Below are 19,510 nucleotides of genomic sequence, written 5' to 3'. Positions count from 1 at the left end.
ACTCAAGGAGCTTCATGATGGAAATCCAGACCGATCTCAGGCACCACGATCTGCTGATCGACGGCAAGCGCATGCCGCCAGGCACCGGGGAATATTCCGTCGACATCAACCCCGCGACCGAGGAGCCGATCGCACTGGTGGCGCAAGGCAGCGCCGCCGACGTCGATGCCGCGGTGCGCGCCGCGCGCGGCGCATTGAAAGTATGGAATTCGATTCGGGCCGCCGAACGCGGGCGCATCCTGCAACGTCTCGCGGGCCTGATGCGCGAGAACATGGAAGAACTTGCCGCGCTCGAAAGTCTCGACGGCGGCAAGCCGATTGCCGCGGTGATGCGTCAGGACGTGCCCGCCGCGATCGATACCGTCGAATACTACGCAGGCTGGTGCGACAAGATCAACGGCCAGGTGGTGCCGACGCGTCCCGATGCATTGACCTATACGTTGCGCGAACCTGTCGGCGTGGTCGCCGCAATCGTGCCGTGGAATTTTCCGCTGATGATCGGCATGTGGAAGATCGCGCCCGCGCTCGCATGCGGTTGCACGCTGATCGTCAAGCCCGCCGAGATCACGCCGCTCACCGCGTTGCGCATCGGCGAGCTGGCGCTCGAAGCGGGCGTGCCGCCGGGCGTGCTCAACATCGTCACCGGCAAAGGCAGCGTGGTGGGCGACGCGATGGTCTCGCATCCCGGTATCGACAAGGTCACGTTCACCGGTTCGCCTTCGGTCGGACGAGGCATCCTGCAGGGCGCGGCGGGCAACTTCAAACGCGTGACGCTGGAACTCGGCGGCAAGTCGGCCAACGTGATTTTTGCCGACGCGAATCTCGACAATGCGGTGCGAGCCGCGGCGTCGGGCGTGTTCTTCAATACGGGGCAAGTGTGCTCCGCCGGGTCGCGGATACTCGCGCATCGCGACGTGTATGACGAAGTGGTCGAGCGTCTGGCCACGCGCGCGAAGTCGATCAAGGTCGGCGACCCGTCGCTGCGCGAAACGTCGATGGGACCGCTGATTTCGGCCGCGCAGATGAAGACCGTATTGAGCTATGTCGACACGGGACGCTCGGAAGGTGCATCGCTCGTGACGGGTGGCGCGCGCCTCGGCGATCGCGGCTTTTTCGTCGAGCCAACCGTGTTCGCGAATGTCGAGCACGAAATGCGGATTTCGCAGGAAGAAATCTTCGGGCCCGTGGCGAGCGTGATCCGTTTCAACGACGAAGCGGACGCGATCCGAATCGCCAATGGCACGTCGTACAGTCTCGCGGCAGGCGTGTGGAGCGCTGACTTGAGCCGCGTGCATCGCGTGGCGCGCGACCTGAAGGCGGGCACGGTGTGGATCAATACCTACGGCTATACGGACGTGCGTTTGCCGTGGGGCGGTGCTGGCGATTCGGGCTTCGGTCGCGAGCATGGCGATGTCGCGATCGAGAACTTCACGGAACCGAAGGCGGTGTGGGTGGCCATCGATCAATAGCGGCAAATGCGAAAAAGGATCGGATGCATGGCCATCCGATCCTTCAGGTCGTGTTGCAAGACGAAAAGGAATTGACGAGTACTCGGTCAATTGCCCTGCAAAGCCATCTTCTCGCGCAATTTGATCAGTGCGAGCACGACGTCGATAGTGGGTGTCGGTTCGGCAACGAGTCGCCCCATTTCCTGCACGACGGTCAATAAAGGATCGATTTCCATCGGCCTGCGGTGCTCGAGATCGACGAGCGTTGATGTCTTGTGCGCACCGACCGCACCCGCGCCATCAATACGCCTTTCCACATCGACGCGAAAGTGCACGCCGAACTGATCCGCGATTCGCTTCGCTTCGAGCATCATCGTGCGTGAGACCGCGCGCGTGCCCGGGTCACTCGTGAGCACATCGAGCGTTGCATGCGTCAATGCGCTAATCGGGTTGAAGCACAGATTACCCCATAGCTTGAGCCAGATTTCGTCGCGAATGTTGTCGCGAATCGGCGCTTCGAAGCCGGCCGCCTGCATGATCTCGTGCAATTGCTGAATGCGCGGGGTGCGCTCGCCACTGGGTTCGCCGATGGGAAACTTCTTGCCGTACACGTGTTTGATCACCCCCGGTTCGACGATCTCCGCCGCCGGATAGAGTACGCAGCCAATCGCGCGCTCGGGTCCGAGCCTGGTCCATTGCGAACCGTCGGGGTCGACGCTCGTCAGCCGAGTGCCGGCAAAGCGCCCGCCGTGCTGATAGAAGTACCAATAGGGAATACCGTTGACGCCGGTAACGATCGCCGTGTGCTTGCCGAGTAGCGGTTGCATGGAATCGACCACGCCAGGCAGCGAATGCGCCTTCAGCGTCACGATGACGAAGTCCTGGACGCCGAGTTCGCGTGGATCGGACGTGCAGCGCACCGGCGCGCTGAACGTTTCGCCATCCATGATGAGGCGCGCGCCGTGTTCACGCATCGCGGCCAGATGCGGGCCGCGCGCAATGAAGCTGACGTCCGCGCCGGCGCGTGCCAATTGCACGCCCATTAAACCGCCAATCGCTCCCGCTCCGAAGATGCAGATCTTCATGATGTCGCTCCGTGACGATGAAAAAGCCGTTCGCCCAATGCCGCATTGCAGTCATTCGCGGCCGGTCACGGTTCGAGCATAAGGTGGCGTGACGAATGCTGATAGTTAAAGTTTCTCCGTCGATGTATTAGTTATTCGTTATGAAAAGACCGCGATGTGAATGCTGCTTCGACTGTCGGAGAGCCTAGGGCCTGTTATTAGCGTGAACAGGCCCTAGATACGTCAGCCGCGCCGAACCAGCAGAAAACTCACGCCGATTGCCGCGAGAAATCCGCCGCAGCAGCGATTGAACCAGCGGCGGATCTGCGCGCGCATCAGCCATTTGCCGAGATACATGCCGGCCCACGAATACAATGCAATCGCCACCCATTCGAGTACCAGAAAGCTCGCGCCGAGCGCGGCGAATTGCGGCAGTATCGGCTGCGCGACGTCGACGAATTGCGGCAGGAACGCGGTAAAAACCAGAATCGCCTTCGGATTGCCCGCCGCCACGAAAAACTCGTGCCGGGCGATGCGTGAGAGCGCGGCCTCCTGGGGTTGCGATGTATCGATTGCGGGTGCGTCGCTGCGCCACAACTGGATCGCGAGCCAGATCAGATAAGCGGCGCCCGCGAGTTTGATCGCCAGAAAGATCCACTCGGACGCATGCAGCACGACCGCGAGACCGGTCGCGGCGAGTGCGAGCATCATCGCGAAGGCGAGCAGCCGGCCGCTGCCGCCGACGAACGCTTTCATGAAGCCATGACGCGCGGCCACGTTGATCGAAAGCAGGTTGTTGGGCCCGGGTGCGAGGTTGATGGCGAAGCAGGCGGGTAAAAAGAATAGCCAGGCGGTAAGGGACATGACGGCTTGCATTCCGAACGGGAGATCACGATGCATCGCGCGCGATGCGTTACCGGGATTGTAGCGAAACCGCGCCGCGCCTCGGCTGGCCGCGTGCTCAGTTCACCGCCTTGATAAAGCCTGGATCGCCAATCAATGTATCGACGCTGAGCTTGACCGTGTCTTCGATCGCGATCGTGTTGCTGGTGAATTTCGGCGACTTCTGCTTCACGGTGCGCGTGGTCGTGTACATGACTTTTTGGGTCGCCGCATCGATGACCACGTAGTGCATCTTCAGCGTCCACAGCGCCGGCGAGCGCGTATCGTCCACCGTGAAGGTTTCGATGCTGCCGCTGAGCACGCGTTTGTTGTCGTCGATACGAAAACCGGCCACTCGCAGACTATTCGCGACGCCATTGCGCACCACGAGGCTGACGTCGTCCTTCAGCACGAGCCCGGTCATCCCGGTATTTTCGATGCGGTTCGGCGAGAGATGACCGTCGCGCGCGGGCAGATACGCGAAGTCGCGTGCAGGGGCGACGCTGAGCGAGCCGGTGCCGTGGGTCTTCGTGTGCGTTGCGCTGGCGCTGCTGTTCAGGCCGAACCATGACCAAGAGCACGCGGACAGCAGCGTGGGCAGCAGTATGGCGCCGCAGCCCTTGAGCACGACGGATCTCAACGGCGAACGCACAGCAGCCATGCGGGAGAAAGCGGCGGTCGAAGTCAGAGGAGTTGCCCTTTTCAGTGGAGTCATCCCGGTGAAGAACAGCATGGTAGCAGCGAACCGGACCGTCGAACCTTCAAACGGGCTCCGGGCGCTCCTTGCCGATCCGGGCAGCAAGCCTCGCATCGGGGCTGGCAGCTCGCCCATCATAACGGGCCGCGTTAGCGATGGACGTCGAGGCCACGCCCGAAGCGCTTTCGAGATGTTTTCGGAATTGCCCGCGTCAGGGCCGGACCTGAGCCGTTCAGAAAAAGCCCGCCTTTCCTTGCGTGATATCGATCAGCGTTGCCTTGGCGTCGTCGAGTGCGTTGGCGGGCACGCGCATCGTCATCTTCACCAGCATGCCGTAGGCGCTGTCCACGAGCGCATAGCCTTCGGCGTCCATCCATCGACGGACTTTGGCTTCGTCGGCATAACTCACTTCGACGCCCAGCAACACCTGGGCAATCCTCTCGACGCGCGGCGCGTCGAGCAGCGCGGACGCGATCGCATCGGTGTATGCGCGCACCAGACCGCCCGCGCCGAGCTTCACACCGCCGTAATAGCGCACGACCGCCGCAAGCACGCCATCCAGATCGTGATGCCGCAGCACTTCGAGAATCGGCCGACCGGCGGTGCCGGACGGTTCGCCGTCGTCGGACATGCCGGACTGGCCGCCCGCGAGCAGCGCCCAGCACACATGCGTCGCGGCAGGATGTTCGTCGCGCAGACGCTGCAATTCGGCCATCGCGGCATCGCGATCGGCGACCGGGATCGCATGCGCGATGAAGCGGCTCTTGCGAATCTCGAGTTCCGCGCTCAGTGGCGCGGGCAGGGTATAGGTGGGCAAGGCGGAAACGTCGGTGGATGAAAAGAAGCACGCGGTAGGCGGCGCGATGTCCGTCATGGTAACGGATCGTCGGTGCCAGCGAGGCGCCAGGGCCGCTTCGCGGGTTCGTCTACAATGGTCCGCTGAACGCGTGCCCATCATTTCGACCCCGCGCGTCGCAAGGAGACGACATGCTTGACCTATCCACGTTGGGGACGTTCGTTGCCGTCGTGCTCGGGCTCTTTCTGATTCCAGGGCCGGCCGTGCTGCTAGTTTTGACGCGCACCATGCACGGCGGACGTAAAGCCGGCATTCTGACCGGTCTCGGTATCGCAGCTGGCGATTTCGTGCATACGCTGGGCGCCGCGGTTGGCCTCTCCGCGCTGCTGATGACGTCCGCGCTGGCCTTCAATGCGGTGAAATTCGTCGGTGCCGCGTATCTCGTCTATCTGGGCATTCGCGCGTTGCGCGAAAAGCAGGCGAGTGCGCACCTGCCGGTCGTCGCGCCGGTGTCGGGTTCGAAGGCGTTCTTGCAGGCGATTCCCGCCGAAGTGCTGAACCCGAAGACCGCGCTGTTTTTCCTTGCGTTTCTGCCGCAATTCGTGCGCCCCGAACATGGCTCGACGTTTCTGCAGTTCGCGACACTCGGGCTGATTTTCGTTGCCATGAGCGCGCTTTACACGACGCTGATCGTCCTGACGATGCGGCCGCTGGGCAAACTCGTGAAGCGTTTGACGTGGTTGACGCGCTGGCAGAACAAGCTCATCGGTGTGCTGTTCATTTCGCTCGGCCTGCGCGTGGCAGTGCAAACACGCTGAGTCCGGAAGCGCGAGTTCAGGACGGCGCCAGCAGGATCAGCGACCCAACGACGCGACTGTTAAGCATTGCAAGGCGACGATGCCATGGCACGCGCGATTCAGGAGACAGCGATGAATGAAGACGCAACTTCGACGGCGCGCGCGATCGAGTTCTGGTTCGACTTCGGCAGCAACTACAGCTATCTGAGCATGATGCGGATCGAAGCGTTGGCGGCCGCGCGCAACGTGACGATCGTCTGGCGGCCGTTTCTGCTCGGTCCGGTATTTCGCCAGCTCGGTTTCGACAACTCGCCCTTCGTATTGCAGAAAGAAAAAGGCGCGTACGTGTGGAAAGACATGGAGCGTCAATGCCGCAAATACGGCATTGCGCTCACGCGCCCCAGCAGTTTTCCGCGGGCGGCGCTTCTCGCGATGCGTGTCGCGCTGCTGGGTGCGAACGAGCCGTGGATCGGTGCCTGGTGCCGCAAGATCATGCAGTTGAATTTCGTCGACGACCGCGACATCGGTTCAATCGATGTCGTCAGTCACGCGCTCGACTCGCTTGGCTTACCGGCGCAGAGCGTGATCGACGCCGCGCAAAGCGACGCGAACAAGCTCCGCTTGCGCGAGCAGACCGAACGGGCCATCAACAAGGGGATTTTCGGGGCGCCGACGTTTTTTGTCGGCGGGGAGATGTTCTGGGGCAATGACAGGCTGGAGGACGCGTTGGACCACTGCGACGCGATCGCGGCGCGTCATTGAACGTCAGCGGGAGCGCTTAATCAGCCTGCTGGCAGAAGCGCCGACCCGGCACGTGAGAGACCACGGCCTGGGCGATTTCGAGCGGAGTACTTTCGGCGGGAACGACGCGACGGCTCGATTCGGGCGCGTGCTTCATCGTCCATTCGACGAGCCGGTATGAACGGCCCCAGGGCGGTTGCAGCGGATCGGAGACCTTGCAGGAATGAATCTGGCGAGTCCATTGATGGCCGGGCATCGCACGCAGGTGTTCGACTACCATCTCTTCAACCATGATTTACCTCCTTCTTGTGCGCGTAACCGTTTTCGGTCGCGCTTCTGGCACCCCTCAAGAAAAAGCGCCGCCGATGTTCTGGCGGCTCAACAGGGGATGTGCCACATACTTGCAGGGAACAATTAAGCGAAACTTAAGAACCGCAATCATTACGCAAACGGATCTCACTGCGTGTAAGCGAGTGCAAGTGAATGCAAGCGGGAGCTGACAACCGTGGGCACGAACGCCCGCAGGCCGGCCGACACGTCGCGAGCCTGCCCTCAAGACCCCGGCGGATCGGCCGTTATCAGTAGAGTTGGGGCGACGACCCCGCTTCGCCTTCAGGGCCGCCCTACTGATACCGTGACGAATCTCGCCCAAACGCCGCTTTCCGAGCGCCTTCGCTCGCTCGTCGACACCGTGCAGCACAACGAGCGCACGTTGCGCCGCTTCCAGAACGTCGAGTTGCGGTTGATCGGCGCGCAGGATTTCGGATCGTTTCTCGATACGTTGTTCAGCCATCTGCCGCGGGAGTTCTCGCTCGCGAGCGTGGTGCTGTGGCTCGACGAGCGCGCGCCAATGCTGCTCGAACTGCGTGAGCCGGGCAACCTGCGCGCGCTCGATCATGCGCAGTTGAAGACGTCGCGCGAGGGCGGTCTCGTCGCGCAATCCTTGTGCGAAGACGATCGGCCGTGGCTCGGCCGCCCTGGCGAACTCGACGACGACACGCGCCGCGCGTTCTTCGGTGCCGCGCCAGCTCACGTGCCGGCCAGCGCGATCCTGCTGCCGCTCGCCGCGGGCACGAGCGTCAGCGGCTACCTATGCCTCGGCAGCGACGACCCCGCGCGCTTCGGCGCGGGCATGGCCACCGACATTCTCGAGCGCTTCGCGAGCATCGTCACCGCGAGTCTCGACAACGTCGCGCATCGCGAGCGGCTCAGGCAGCTCGGCATGACCGACTCGCTGACCGGCCTCGCGAATCGCCGCTATTTCGACGAACGGCTGCGCGAGGAGTTGATGCGCGCGGCCCGTTATCGCGTGCCGGTCGCGTGTCTTTTCATCGATATCGACGGTTTCAAGCGCATCAACGATAGCCACGGCCATCAGTCCGGCGACCGCGCGCTCGCGGCGGTGGCCGCCTGCGTGCGACAGCAGGTGCGGCTTGGCGACATCGTCGCGCGCTATGGCGGCGAGGAGTTCGCCGCGCTGCTGCAAGGCGATCGCAGCGACGCGTTGACCGTCGCGGAACGCGTGCGGCGTGCGGTCGAGAATCTCGACGTGCGCGACGAGCACGGCGAGCTCATTACATTGACCGTGTCGATCGGCGTGGCCGGGCGCGTGGTCGCCGGCAGCCCGGCCGAGGCGATGTCGCTCGGTCAGGCGATGATGGACGAGGCCGATCGCGCGATGTATCAGGCCAAGCGCAACGGCCGCAATCGTATCGAGGCGCAGGTCGATGCGCTCGATGAGCAGGGCTGATCGACGGTAACTAACACTAACTACGCGTCACACTCCTGCCGCATCCGGCGGCACCCCGAGCAGCTGCAACGCGCCGCCCATCACGCCGCTGAACACCGGTCCAGCGACCGTGCCGCCATAGAACGCCTTGCCAGCCGGATCGTCGATCATCACGGCGACGATCAGGCGCGGTTCGCTCATCGGCGCCATGCCGACGAACAGCGCGCGGTAGCGGTTCTTCGCGTAGCCCGCGCCGATCTGCTTGCGCGCGGTGCCGGTCTTGCCGCCGACGCGATAACCCGCCACGGTCGCGGCGCGCCCGGTGCCGCCGTGGCCCGTGGCCATTTCGAGCATGTTGCGGATCGCGCGCGCGGTGCCGGGCGTCGTGACCGATTCGCCGCGCTCGGCGAACGACGCGGGGCCGTCCGCGTCGAGCGGCTCGCGCAGCAGGCTCACACGCCTCAGCGCGCCGTCGCCCGCATAGGCGGTGTAGACCTGCGCGATTTGCAGCAGCGATACCGACAGCCCGTAGCCATACGCCATCGTGGCCTGTTCGATCGGGCGCCAGCGCTTATATGGCCGCAGCTTGCCGGCGGCCACGCCAGGGAAGGGCAGCTCGGGCTTCAGACCGAGCCCGTATTGCCGATACTTGGTCCAGATCGTCTCGGCCGGCAGATTCAGCGCGAGCTTTGCCAGCGCGATATTGCTCGACTTCTGCACCGCCTCGGCGACCGTCATCGCGCCATGATTCGACGTGTCGTGAATCACGGCCGGGCCGATCCGATACCAGCCGGGCGCGGTATCGATGATGCTCTGCGGCCGCACCTTGCCTTCGTCGATCGACAGTGCGACGACCAGCGGCTTGATCGTCGAACCCGGTTCGAACGTGTCGATCACCGCGCGGTTGCGCAGCTGCCGCCCGGACAGGTGCGTGCGGTCGTTCGGATCGAAGCTCGGGTAGTTGGCGAGCGCGAGGATCTCGCCGTTGCGCGCATCGAGCACGACCACGCTGCCCGCTTCGGCGCGGTGCTGCGCGATCGCGGCTTTGAGTTGTGTGTATGCGAGTTGCTGGATGCGCCGGTCGATCGTCAACTGGATCGTGGCGCCGTTGCGCGCGGGCACGAGCGGCCGCGTCTCCGAGATCACGCGGCCGAGCCGGTCGCGGATCACCTCGCGGTGGCCGGGCACGCCTTGCAACTGCGCATCGGCGGCGAGTTCGACGCCTTCCTGGCCGTTGTCCTCGATGTCGGTGAAGCCGACCACGTGCGCGGCCGACTCGCCCTCGGGATAAAAGCGTTTGGTGTCGGCGATCTGCGTGATCCCGGCGAGCCCGAGGCGCGACAGATGCCCGGCAGTGTCCGCATCGACCTGGCGCTTGAGCAGCACGAAGCTGCGCTCGCCGTTCAGACGCCGACGCAGTTCCGCGAGCGGCAGATCGAGCAGCTTTGCCAGCGGCGCGAACGCGCTTTCGTCGACGAGCTTCGGCGTGGCCCAGATTTCGTAGGTCGCGAGACTGACCGCGAGCATCGAACCATTGCGATCGACGATCCGGCCGCGCGTCGCGTCGAGTTCGAGCAGGCGCTGATAGCGCTTCTGCCCTTGGTCGACGTAGAAGTCCTGATTCACGACCTGCACCCAGAACGCGCGGAGCGCGAGCGTCGCGAACGCGCCGAACACGAGCAGCACGACGAACTTCGAGCGCCACGCGGGTAGTCGCGCATCGAGCAGCGGGTTCTTCGCGGCTAAGGCATAGGGATCGGGCGACGGCGGTTTTTTCTGGCGGATCATGGCGGCGGGCAGCGGACCTCACGTACTTTCGATTGAACGAGGCCGCCAAAGCCACGAGGCCTGGCGGCAAGGACTGTCGCCGGGCCGATTGTAAATAAAACGTAATTTAAATGCGAGGAGTGTGAAAGGAGGCGCGTTCGAGCTGGAGCAAAGGCGAGCCGAGCCGAAGCTTGATCACGAAAAGCCGCGCGGACTTGCAAAATCCGCGCGGCTGATTCGTTCGATTGATGCGTCGACTCCGACGCGGCGTGTTGAATAGGCGCTCCCTGCCTGTGGGGCGCCTTCTTTTTTCGCGCCCGTTGCGGGCGCGGCGGGGCAAGCTCAAGCCGGCAACGCGAAACTCGCAATCGCGTCGCGCAACACGCCGACCTGGTCCTTCAGCGAATGCGCGGCGGCCGCGGCCTGTTCGACCAGTGCCGCATTCTGCTGCGTGACCTGATCCATCTCGCCGACCGCGCGATTGACCTGTTCGATGCCCGCGCTCTGCTCGCGCGACGCGTGGCTGATTTCTTCGAGGATCTCGTTGACTCGCCGCACCGACTGCACGATCTCGCCCATCGTCGCGCCCGCGTTGGCGACCAGTGACGAGCCGGTCTCGACGGTATCGGTCGAGGTTTCGATCAGCGCCTTGATCTCCTTGGCGGCCGTCGCCGAGCGCTGCGCGAGGCTGCGCACTTCGGCCGCGACCACCGCGAAGCCACGGCCCTGTTCGCCGGCGCGAGCCGCCTCGACGGCGGCATTCAGCGCGAGGATATTGGTTTGGAACGCGATGCCGTCGATCACGCCAATGATGTCGCCGATCTGCCGCGAGCTCGCGGTGATCTCGCCCATCGTGCGCACCACGTCGTCGACCACGCGGCTGCCGCGCGTCGCGACGTTCGCTGCGTCGCTCGCGAGTTGCGCGGCCTGGGTCGCGCTGTCCGCGTTCTGCTTCACGTTCACCGTCATCTGATCCATGCTCGACGCGGTTTGCACGAGCGCCGCCGCCTGCTCCTCGGTGCGCTGCGACAGGTCGGTGTTGCCCGCTGCGATTTCGGTCGCGCCGACGTTGATGTTCTCGGTGCCCTGGCGCACTCGCGAGACCGTGTCGACGAGTCCCGCCTGCATCGTGCGCAGCGCATGCAGCAGGCTGCTGTTGTCGTGCGGCTCGATCGGCACCGGCGTCGCGAGGTTGCCTTGCGCCATCAACCGGGCGTGCTCGACGGCCACTTCGAGTTCGCCGCCGAGCGAGCGGCGGATGCTGCGCAGCACGACCAGCATCACGACCGTAGAGAGCGCACCGAGCGTGACGGTGATCGCGAGCCAGCGCAGCAGGCTGCGGTAGAACGCGCTTTGCACGTCGTCCATGTACATGCCGGTCACGAGGTACCAGTCCCACGGCGCGAAGTGCATCGAGTAGCTGGTCTTCGCGACGGGCTGCTCGCTGCCGGGCTTGGCCCACAAATAATCGACGAAGCCGCCGCCGTCGTGATTGCCCGAGTTGACGATATCGACGAACAGATGATTGCCGGCCGGATCGGTGAACTGCGCGAGGTTCTTGCCGATCAGTTCGGGCTTGATCGGATGCATCAGCATGACCGGCTGCGAGTCGTTGATCGACAAATAGCCGTCCTTGCCGTAGCGCATCGCGCCGAGCGTCGCAAGCGCCTGCTTTTTCGCGTCGTCCTCGGACAGCGCATGCTGCTGGGCGAGCGAGTAGTAGTGGCCGACGACGTGGTTTGCCTCTTCGATCAACGAGCGCAATTGCTCGCGTCGGTCCGAGATCATCGATGCGCGGTTCTGCCACGCGCCGAACGCGCCGATCAGGATCAGGCCGACCCACAGAACGGCGATCATGGACGCCAGTTTTCGGTTCAGAGTCATAGCGATGGGAATAGGCGTTTTGGCCAGTAAGGTCCATTGAATTGCGGTCGGATACCGCTCGCTGTGTTTACGGCGCGAAATGGCATTGATCGAGGCAGGGAAAACCCGCTGTTCGACATCGCTATTCGTCCGATTAATAGGCGAATTTATTGCGCGTTTTAAGCGGCGTTCCATGCGTGCAATTCGAAAAAGATTTTTGTGCATTATTCGCGAATCTGAATTAACTGGCGATTTTAGGTAAATCGCAGCGATTGAAAAATGCGCGAGAAAATCGACATGAAAAATGCTGGCGCTGGTCTGCGTAAAACCTGCTGAGCCCAATCCAGGAAGGCTCGCACCAACATCCCACAAAACGCCAATCAAATCCAAAAAATCCCGTTAAATGGTCGCGCGTGCAAAAAACAACACATTTTTCCACTTAAGCGCAACCACGAAAGACCGCTGAGACCTTCAAAGACTCGTCATAAAAAATTCCGCTATAGTCGCCCTTTTCCGATTGCCAGCCTGGCATCGAAGAACGCCAATAAGCCCGCCACCAGGAGTCCCGAAGAATGAATGCACGCGATCCCGCTTTCGTTTCCCAGTCCCGCAGCGCGCGCCTGCGCCAGATGCTCGTCAGTAGCGAACTCGAATTCATGATGGAGGCGCATAACGGCCTGTCCGCGCGCATCGTTCGCGAAGCTGGGTTCAAGGCGATCTGGGGCTCGGGCCTCGCGATCTCCGCGCAGTTCGGCGTGCGCGACAACAACGAGGCGAGCTGGACGCAGGTGGTCGATACGCTCGAATTCATGGCCGACGCGAGCGATCTGCCGATCCTGCTCGACGGCGACACCGGCTACGGCAACTTCAACAACGTGCGCCGCCTCGTGCGCAAGCTCGAACAGCGCGGCATCGCCGGCGTGTGCATCGAGGACAAGCAGTTTCCGAAGACCAACAGTTTCATCAACGGCGAGGCGCAGCCGCTTGCCGATATCGACGAATTCTGCGGCAAGATCAAGGCGGGCAAGGACTCGCAGAACGACGAGCATTTCTCGATCGTCGCACGCGTCGAGGCGCTGATCGCGGGCTGGGGCATGGACGAAGCGCTGCGCCGCGCGCAAGCGTACGCCCAAGCTGGTGCCGATGCGATCCTGATTCACAGCAAGCTGTCGCGCCCCGACGAGATTCTCGAATTCGCGCGCGAATGGGCCGGGCGCGCGCCGCTCGTGATCGTGCCGACCAAGTACTACAGCACGCCGACCGAGGTGTTCCGCGAAGCGGGCATCAGCACCGTGATCTGGGCGAACCATCTGATCCGCGCGGCGACCTCGGCGATGCAGGCCGTCGCGAAGGAAATCCATTCGAGCGAGACGCTCGTCAACGTCGAGGACAGCATCGCGGCCGTCAACGAAATCTTCCGTTTGCAGAACGCCGACGAATATTCGGAAGCCGAAGACCGCTATCTGTCGAGCGGCCGCGCGGCCGGCTCGGCCGTCGTGCTCGCCGCGAGCCGCGGCAAAGGCCTTGAAGCGGTGACCGGGGACCGTCCGAAGGTGATGCTGCCGATCGCCGGCAAACCGTTGCTGCGCTGGCTCGTCGACGGATTCAAGAAGCAGGGCGTCAACGACATCACCGTGGTCGGCGGCTATCGCGCCGACGCGATCGATACCGCGGGCATCCGCCTCGTGGTCAACGAGCAGCACGCGCAGACCGGCGAGCTTGCCTCGCTCGCGTGCGCACTCGACCACCTGAGCGGCGACACGGTCATTTCGTACGGCGACCTGCTGTTTCGCAGCTACATCCTGCGCGATCTGGTGGAAAGCGAGGCCGCGTTCAGCGTGGTCGTCGATTCGTCGCTGACCGATGCGGAGAACGCGAGCGTGCGCGATTTCGCGTGGTGCTCGGCCGCCGACGACCGCGGTCTGTTCGGCAACAAGATCGTGCTGCGGCATGTCGCGAGCGGGCGGGAGCAGTCGTCGGCGGCGGGCGTCGCCCCAGTGCCGCATGGCCGCTGGGTGGGTCTGCTGAACGTGCGCGGCGCGGGTCGCGAGCGCCTGCGGGCGGTCATGTGCGAGTTGCGCACGCGCGACGATTTCGCGTCGCTCGACATGCCCGCGCTGCTGAACGCGTTGATCGAAGCGGGCGAGTCGATCGAGGTGCAATACGTGCACGGCCACTGGCGCGGCGTCAACGATCTCGACGATTTCCGCCTCGCGGGCGACTTCGCGCACGCGCAGGCGCCGTTCGCGACGGCCGTCGGCGGCGGGGCGACGACGAACGATGCGCACGGAGGCGCGCAATGATCGAAGCAGCACAGTTCGTCGAGGCGGCGCGCGAGCGCGGTTTCGACTGGTATGCGGGCGTGCCGTGCTCGTATCTGACGCCGTTCATCAACTACGTGCTGCAGGACGAATCGCTGCACTACGTGTCGGCGGCCAACGAGGGCGACGCGGTCGCGCTGATCGCCGGCGTTACGCTCGGCGCGAAAAACGGCCGGCGCGGCATCACGATGATGCAGAACTCAGGGCTCGGCAACGCGGTAAGCCCGCTGACGTCGCTGACGTGGACCTTCCGCCTGCCGCAACTGCTGATCGTCACGTGGCGCGGCCAGCCCGGCGTCGCCGACGAGCCGCAGCACGCGCTGATGGGCCCGATCACGCCGGCGATGCTCGACACGATGGAAATTCCGTGGGAGACGTTCCCGACCGAGGCCGACGCGATCGGTCCGGCGCTCGATCGCGCGATCGCGCACATGGATGCAACCGGCCGTCCGTACGCGCTCGTAATGCAGAAGGGCAGCGTTGCGCCGTATGAACTGAGGGACGGCGGCGCGCCCAGGCGGCGCACGCCGGTCGAGCCTCGCGCGCGGTTTCGCGACAGCGCCGCGAACGAACTCGCGACGCGCCACGACGCGCTGCAAAAGGTGATCGCGCATACGCCGCTCGACTCCACGGTGGTGCTCGCGTCGACCGGCTTTTGCGGCCGCGAACTCTATGCGATCGACGATCGCGCGAACCAGCTATACATGGTCGGCTCGATGGGCTGCGTGACGCCGTTCGCGCTCGGCCTCGCGCTCGCGCGCCCCGATCTGCGCGTGGTCGCGCTCGACGGCGACGGCGCCGCACTGATGCGCATGGGCGTGTTCGCGACGCTCGGCGCGTACGGCCCGTCGAACCTCACGCACGTGCTGCTCGATAACGGCGCGCACGACTCGACCGGCGGTCAGGCGACGGTATCGTCGCAGGTGTCGTTCGCGGGCGTGGCGGCCGCGTGCGGTTACGCGTCGGCGGTGGAGAGCGACGATCCTGCGATCATCGACGAGCTGTTCGCGGCGCCGCCGCTCGACGGGCCGCGCTTCGCGCGCCTGACGATCCGCCGCGGCACGCCCGACGGCCTGCCGCGCCCGACCATTACGCCGCCCGATGTGAAGACGCGCCTGATGCGCCACATCGGCGCGATCTGAACCCAACGCCAACAGGAGCGCCCATGCTGCTGCTCAACCCCGGCCCGGTGACGCTCACCGAACGTGTCCGCAACAGCCTGTTGCAGACGGATCTGTGCCATCGCGAGAGCGAGTTTTTCGATCTCCAGGAAGAGGCGCGCACGCGTCTCGTCGACGTGTACGGGCTCGACCCGAACGAATGGCAGGCAGTACTGATGACCGGCTCCGGCACGGCCGCCGTCGAAAGCATGACGGCCGCGCTGGTGCCGCACAACGGCAAACTGCTGGTCGTCGAAAACGGTGTGTACGGCGAGCGTATCGCGCAGATCGCCGCGCAATACGGCATCGCGCACGAAGCGCTGAAGCACGACTGGATGGACGCGCCCGATCTGGCGAAGATCGCCGAACGGCTCGACGCCGACAAGTCGTTCACGCACGTCGCGGTGATTCATCATGAAACGACCACGGGCCGTCTGAACGACATCGCGGCGCTCGGCGCCTTGTGTCGCGAGCGCGGCTTGCGTCTGCTGGTGGACGGTGTCAGCAGCTTCGGCGCCGAAACGATCGATTTCGCGGACGCGAGCCTCGACGCGCTCGCCGCGACCGCCAACAAGTGCCTGCATGGCGTGCCGGGCGCGTCGTTCGTGCTGGTGCGGCGCGCGGCGCTCGCACGCGCGGCGAGCCGCACGTACTACCTCGATCTCGCGCGGCTCGCGCGTTTGCAGGATCAGCGCAACACGCCGTTTACGCCGTCGGTGCACGCGTATTACGCGCTGGTCGAGGCGCTGCGTGAGCTGGCCGACGAAGGCGGCTGGCGCGCGCGTCACGCGCGCTATGCGGCGCTTGCCGAGCAGGTGCGCGCTGGGCTGGCGGCGCGCGGCATCGACAGTGTGTTGCCGGCCGGGCAGTCGTCGGTGGTGTTGCGCGCGTACCGCTTGCCCAACGGTATCGCGTATCCGCAACTGCACGACGCACTGAAGGCGCGCGGCTTCGTGATCTATGCGGGGCAGGGCGGGCTGTCGGTGGAGCTGTTCCGCATCTCGACGATGGGCAACATTCACGCGGCCGATATCGACCGCCTGCTGCAGGGCTTCAGCGACTTGATGCGCTGACGCTGCGCCGAGCGGCGCGCCGCGACCGCGCCGCTCGCGGCTCCCTTACACCGGATCCTTGTCCGGCGGCCCGTCAGGCCGCTGCGGCTCCTCGACATGATGCCCCGGCGACGGCGGCACGAGCGGGTCGGCTTCCGGGTCGCGGTTCGGATCGGCGTTCGGGTCGGGAATCGGGCTGGTGTGCATGTCGTAGCTCATTGCGTCACCCTTGCGGTTGAAATGCGCGGGTCCGGCGGAAGCGGCTTGATACCGCCGATGTGTGCCGCCGCGTCGGCTATCTGTCTTCAAGCGTAGGCGCTCGCCGCGCTTCCTGCTCGCTCCTTTTTGCTATTTCTTCGCGCGTTTGCGGCCGACGCTGAGCTGCCAGTAGCGCTCGGTCGCGAACACGTCGTCGTAGTTGCCGGCGCCGAACGCCCGCAACTGGCTCGCGTACGCGTTGACCGCTTCGCGTTTCAGATGCGCGCGGCGCTGCACGTCGATCGTGTGGCCCGCGCTCGGCGTTGCCGGCGTCGCGACGATGCCGCGCTGCGCGAGATCGGCGAGCCGCGCCTGCACCGCGCCCGGCGTGAGCCGGTGAATCGCTTCTTCGTAACCGAACCAGTCCAGATGCGTGAGCCGCGGCAGGATCTCGCAGCACGCTTCGAATACCCGCGCGTGATCGTCGTGATGCAGGCCAAGCGGCATCAGCAGCGTGTTCACGGTCGTGCGGTAAATCGTTTCCTCCAGCGCCGCGGCCATCTGGCTGATCGACGGCGAGTCGGCGTACTGGCTGTCGCGAAACGGCATGCGCAGCGGGATCGCGTCGAGCACTTCGAGCGCGCGGTTGTCTTCGATCGTGCGTTCGCGGACCGCTTCATGGGCGTTCGCGAAGCCCGCTTTTAAGTCCCACTCCGTGTGCATGTCGTGTTCGGGCGGCGCGGCGAACACGGTGCAGACAGCGGCGTCGGGATGGGCGGCGAGCAAGGCGCCGCAACTGAAGACGGCGTCGTCGAAATGGGGCGAGACGATGAAAAGGCGTGGAGTGGTTTCGCTCATGGGCTTGCGTGTGGGGATTCGAGGCGGCACGGATGAGGCATCGAGGCTGCCGGTCGTCAAGGCGCCGCGTGCGCAAAAAACGTGACGTCACCTCAGCTTAGGCGCAATTGGCGCGGCTTGCGCGCGAAACTTGCGGGGCGCAACGCGCGTGCCTGAAAGACCGCGGATCGAACTTTCGATCCGTCCATCCAGTGACGGTCGTGGCTTTCCGGCTCGTCGCGCGCCGCCGTCAGGGGCCCTTGAAGCGCACGTTTTTTGTGTACTTCGCGAATTCTCCGAACACGAGTCCTTATAGCGACGCTCGCTCCAGAAACTTTCTGATCTCGAGAGAGTAGGCGCCAGGGTGCGAAAACCTGAACATGTGACCGGTGCGCGGCATGACGACTTCCTGCGAACCCTTGATGCCGTTCAGCAGGACCCCCGCGGCTTCTTTGCCGATCAGCTTGTCTTCCTCGGGAGTCAGGATCAGTGTGGGGACGTCGATCCTCTTCAGCAAGGCCGTATAGTCCGTCTTCCCGATCGAGCGGATGCGATTGACGTAGGCCTTATGCGACGTCTCCCTGATGAAGAAGTCGCGGCTCTTTCTGGTTGACCAGGGTATCTCTCCCGCCTCGTCAAACGACGAAGCCAGCTGCGCTGCGTGGAATGAAAGAGTTAGCTGTCGATAAAAGGGCCCGGGGAAGAACGGTGCAAGCGCCGCCAGCGTCTTGAGCAAGGGCGAAGCGATCGGGCTCCTGGCAAAACCACCAGAGAGCACGAGGCCTTTCAGGCCCTTCGGCTGCCGCGTCGCAACCGCGATCGAGCAGACCGCGCCATACGAATCGCCAACCAGCACATAGCTCTCGAGGTCCTTCACCTGGTCAGCGATGAAGTCAGCCAACGTTTCCAGCTCGCACACGTCGTCCGGCAAACGAAGTGTACGCATCGGGCGACCCTGCAAGCAGGTCAACTGGTTGAGCTGCCACGGCGCTCCTGCGAAGCAAGGGATCATGACCAGGGTGGGGTCTGTTCTCATGGGGTACTCCGAGCGGTTGAATAATCGACAACCGAACTCTATGTGGCCCGAGGTATTCGATCCAATGGCATTTACACAGCATGTCGATGCACGAGATTCATGGCCTCCATGTCGCTGCAACCGCAGCAAGCCGCTGCCGATGTTCAGTGGGCGATCATCATGTTGGTAATCCACTGAACGGCGGGTTCGTTGGCGCGCCCTCGGGCTCGAATCACAAGCACCTCCCAGCTCGGTAACGCCAGGGGGAGCTCGAAAAGGCTCAGTTGCGCGGGATCCTGCATCCGGAGTGCGACCCGCTCGGCGATAACCGCAATCGATTGCGAAGCACCGACCATGAAAGGAGCAGCCAGAAAACTGGGGCAGGTCGCGCTCACCTTGCGGGTACGACCGACGGCCTCCAGCGCATCGTCGACAGCGCCTCGCGTATCGCCGCGCGGCGATACCAGAATGTGCGGCAGCCGAGCGAAGTCATCCAGTTCCATGTGCAGCTTCTTGCCTCGCTTGACCAGAGCCGGGTGCCCCTTGCGCGCAATGCCGACGAAACGCTCCTTGTGGACAAGCTGGCAATCGAAACGCTGCGGGATCTGGGCAAAGGAGCCGGACCCTAGCACGATGTCGAGATCGCCGGCGTCCAACATGCGCAGCGCGGATTCGCTATCGGCTGGCCTGAGCCTCAGCACGACACCCGGCGCAGCGGCCTGGATCCCGGCCAGAACGGGGGCGATGACGGTCAATATGGCGTGATCAGTGGCCGCCACCGAGAGCATCGCTTGCACGCGAGCTGGATCGAACGGGCCACGTGGACTGGCGACGAGCCTGACCGACTCGAGCACCGCCGCCACTCGCGGCATTAATTCGATGGCCAGCGGCGTCGGCTCGATCCCGCGGGGATGACGAATGAACAGCTGATCAGCAAAGGCAGTACGCAGCCTCGATAAGGCGTGGCTGGTGGCGGACTGGGACAAATGCAGTCGTTCGGCGGCGCGGCCGACGTGCCTTTCGGTCCAAAGTGCCTCAAGTACAACCAGCAGGTTGAGATCGAAACGCGTCAAATCCAGGGGCTTCATGCCGTATCAGTGTTCCTTTGCTTGTCCGGCAAGATTCTCGATGTCGACCGGCTGC

The 19,510-nt window shown here is 64.1% G+C and carries 18 protein-coding genes; 7 read left to right on the top strand and 11 right to left on the bottom strand.

The features are described 5' to 3' along the window. Nucleotides 1-17: 17 nt before the first annotated feature. Nucleotides 18-1,469, top strand: coding sequence for an aldehyde dehydrogenase family protein (locus tag HDG33_RS28820; RefSeq protein ID WP_184037255.1), 1,452 nt, complete (start codon nt 18-20; stop codon nt 1,467-1,469). Between the two features lie 86 nt (nt 1,470-1,555). Here the strand turns inward: HDG33_RS28820 and HDG33_RS28815 are convergent, their stop codons facing one another. The 4 genes from HDG33_RS28815 to HDG33_RS28800 form a co-directional block, all read right to left on the bottom strand. After that, nucleotides 1,556-2,533, bottom strand: coding sequence for a 2-dehydropantoate 2-reductase (locus tag HDG33_RS28815; RefSeq protein ID WP_184037253.1), 978 nt, complete (start codon nt 2,531-2,533; stop codon nt 1,556-1,558). A gap of 222 nt (nt 2,534-2,755) precedes the next feature. Further along, nucleotides 2,756-3,376, bottom strand: a complete 621-nt coding sequence (locus tag HDG33_RS28810; protein WP_026226576.1) for a LysE family translocator — start codon at nt 3,374-3,376, stop codon at nt 2,756-2,758. Between the two features lie 97 nt (nt 3,377-3,473). Further along, nucleotides 3,474-4,055: a hypothetical protein gene (locus HDG33_RS28805; protein WP_184037250.1), complete on the bottom strand. Its 582-nt coding sequence runs from the start codon at nt 4,053-4,055 to the stop codon at nt 3,474-3,476. 268 nt (nt 4,056-4,323) lie between these two features. Continuing rightward, a complete protein-coding gene (locus HDG33_RS28800) occupies nt 4,324-4,965 on the bottom strand; it encodes a YigZ family protein (RefSeq protein WP_184037247.1) in 642 nt (213 codons plus the stop codon). A gap of 113 nt (nt 4,966-5,078) precedes the next feature. Here HDG33_RS28800 and HDG33_RS28795 point away from each other — a divergent pair, with 113 nt between their 5' ends. Next, nucleotides 5,079-5,705, top strand: coding sequence for a LysE family translocator (locus tag HDG33_RS28795; protein WP_013091224.1), 627 nt, complete (start codon nt 5,079-5,081; stop codon nt 5,703-5,705). Between the two features lie 111 nt (nt 5,706-5,816). Further along, nucleotides 5,817-6,446, top strand: a complete 630-nt coding sequence (locus tag HDG33_RS28790) for a 2-hydroxychromene-2-carboxylate isomerase (protein WP_184037244.1) — start codon at nt 5,817-5,819, stop codon at nt 6,444-6,446. 16 nt (nt 6,447-6,462) lie between these two features. Here the strand turns inward: HDG33_RS28790 and HDG33_RS28785 are convergent, their stop codons facing one another. Beyond that, nucleotides 6,463-6,717 (bottom strand): DUF2866 domain-containing protein, encoded by a 255-nt coding sequence (locus HDG33_RS28785; protein ID WP_184037242.1) that lies wholly within the window; start codon nt 6,715-6,717, stop codon nt 6,463-6,465. 342 nt (nt 6,718-7,059) lie between these two features. Here HDG33_RS28785 and HDG33_RS28780 point away from each other — a divergent pair, with 342 nt between their 5' ends. After that, nucleotides 7,060-8,175, top strand: coding sequence for a diguanylate cyclase (locus tag HDG33_RS28780; protein WP_184037239.1), 1,116 nt, complete (start codon nt 7,060-7,062; stop codon nt 8,173-8,175). Nucleotides 8,176-8,202: 27 nt separating this feature from the next. Here HDG33_RS28780 and HDG33_RS28775 read toward each other — a convergent pair whose 3' ends face one another. Further along, complete coding sequence (locus HDG33_RS28775; protein WP_184037236.1) at nt 8,203-9,942, bottom strand: penicillin-binding protein 2; 1,740 nt, start codon at nt 9,940-9,942, stop codon at nt 8,203-8,205. A gap of 321 nt (nt 9,943-10,263) precedes the next feature. Beyond that, the gene (locus tag HDG33_RS28770) at nt 10,264-11,805 is read right to left on the bottom strand and encodes a methyl-accepting chemotaxis protein (RefSeq protein ID WP_184037233.1); all 1,542 of its coding nucleotides are present in this window, start codon (nt 11,803-11,805) and stop codon (nt 10,264-10,266) included. 551 nt (nt 11,806-12,356) lie between these two features. Between HDG33_RS28770 and aepX the strand changes: the two genes are divergently transcribed. From aepX to HDG33_RS28755, 3 genes are read left to right on the top strand one after another with little or no spacing between them, the layout of a single operon-like run. Beyond that, on the top strand, nt 12,357-14,087 hold the full coding sequence (gene aepX, locus HDG33_RS28765) for a phosphoenolpyruvate mutase (RefSeq protein WP_184037230.1): 1,731 nt from the start codon (nt 12,357-12,359) through the stop codon (nt 14,085-14,087). Beyond that, nucleotides 14,084-15,247 carry a phosphonopyruvate decarboxylase gene (aepY, locus tag HDG33_RS28760; RefSeq protein WP_184037213.1) on the top strand — a complete coding sequence of 388 codons (1,164 nt, stop codon included), beginning with the start codon at nt 14,084-14,086 and terminating at the stop codon, nt 15,245-15,247. The genes aepX and aepY overlap by 4 nt, the downstream gene beginning before the upstream one ends. A gap of 23 nt (nt 15,248-15,270) precedes the next feature. Continuing rightward, nucleotides 15,271-16,338: a 2-aminoethylphosphonate aminotransferase gene (locus tag HDG33_RS28755; protein ID WP_184037196.1), complete on the top strand. Its 1,068-nt coding sequence runs from the start codon at nt 15,271-15,273 to the stop codon at nt 16,336-16,338. A 45-nt stretch (nt 16,339-16,383) separates the two neighbouring features. Here the strand turns inward: HDG33_RS28755 and HDG33_RS28750 are convergent, their stop codons facing one another. The 4 genes from HDG33_RS28750 to HDG33_RS28735 form a co-directional block, all read right to left on the bottom strand. Beyond that, nucleotides 16,384-16,536 (bottom strand): hypothetical protein, encoded by a 153-nt coding sequence (locus tag HDG33_RS28750; RefSeq protein ID WP_008921009.1) that lies wholly within the window; start codon nt 16,534-16,536, stop codon nt 16,384-16,386. Between the two features lie 129 nt (nt 16,537-16,665). Continuing rightward, nucleotides 16,666-17,373 (bottom strand): PIG-L family deacetylase, encoded by a 708-nt coding sequence (locus tag HDG33_RS28745; protein ID WP_184037193.1) that lies wholly within the window; start codon nt 17,371-17,373, stop codon nt 16,666-16,668. A gap of 289 nt (nt 17,374-17,662) precedes the next feature. Next, on the bottom strand, nt 17,663-18,388 hold the full coding sequence (locus tag HDG33_RS28740) for an alpha/beta fold hydrolase (RefSeq protein ID WP_184037190.1): 726 nt from the start codon (nt 18,386-18,388) through the stop codon (nt 17,663-17,665). Nucleotides 18,389-18,531: 143 nt separating this feature from the next. Next, entirely contained in the window at nt 18,532-19,455 is a 924-nt protein-coding gene (locus HDG33_RS28735) for a LysR family transcriptional regulator (RefSeq protein ID WP_184037187.1), read from the bottom strand. Nucleotides 19,456-19,510 lie beyond the last annotated feature (55 nt).

It is taken from the genome of Paraburkholderia sp. Cpub6 (assembly GCF_014201065.1).
Classification (GTDB): Bacteria; Pseudomonadota; Gammaproteobacteria; order Burkholderiales; family Burkholderiaceae; genus Paraburkholderia; species Paraburkholderia tuberum.
The sequence above is the reverse complement of the archived record's forward strand: the minus strand, read 5'-3'. Positions and strand labels throughout refer to the sequence as shown.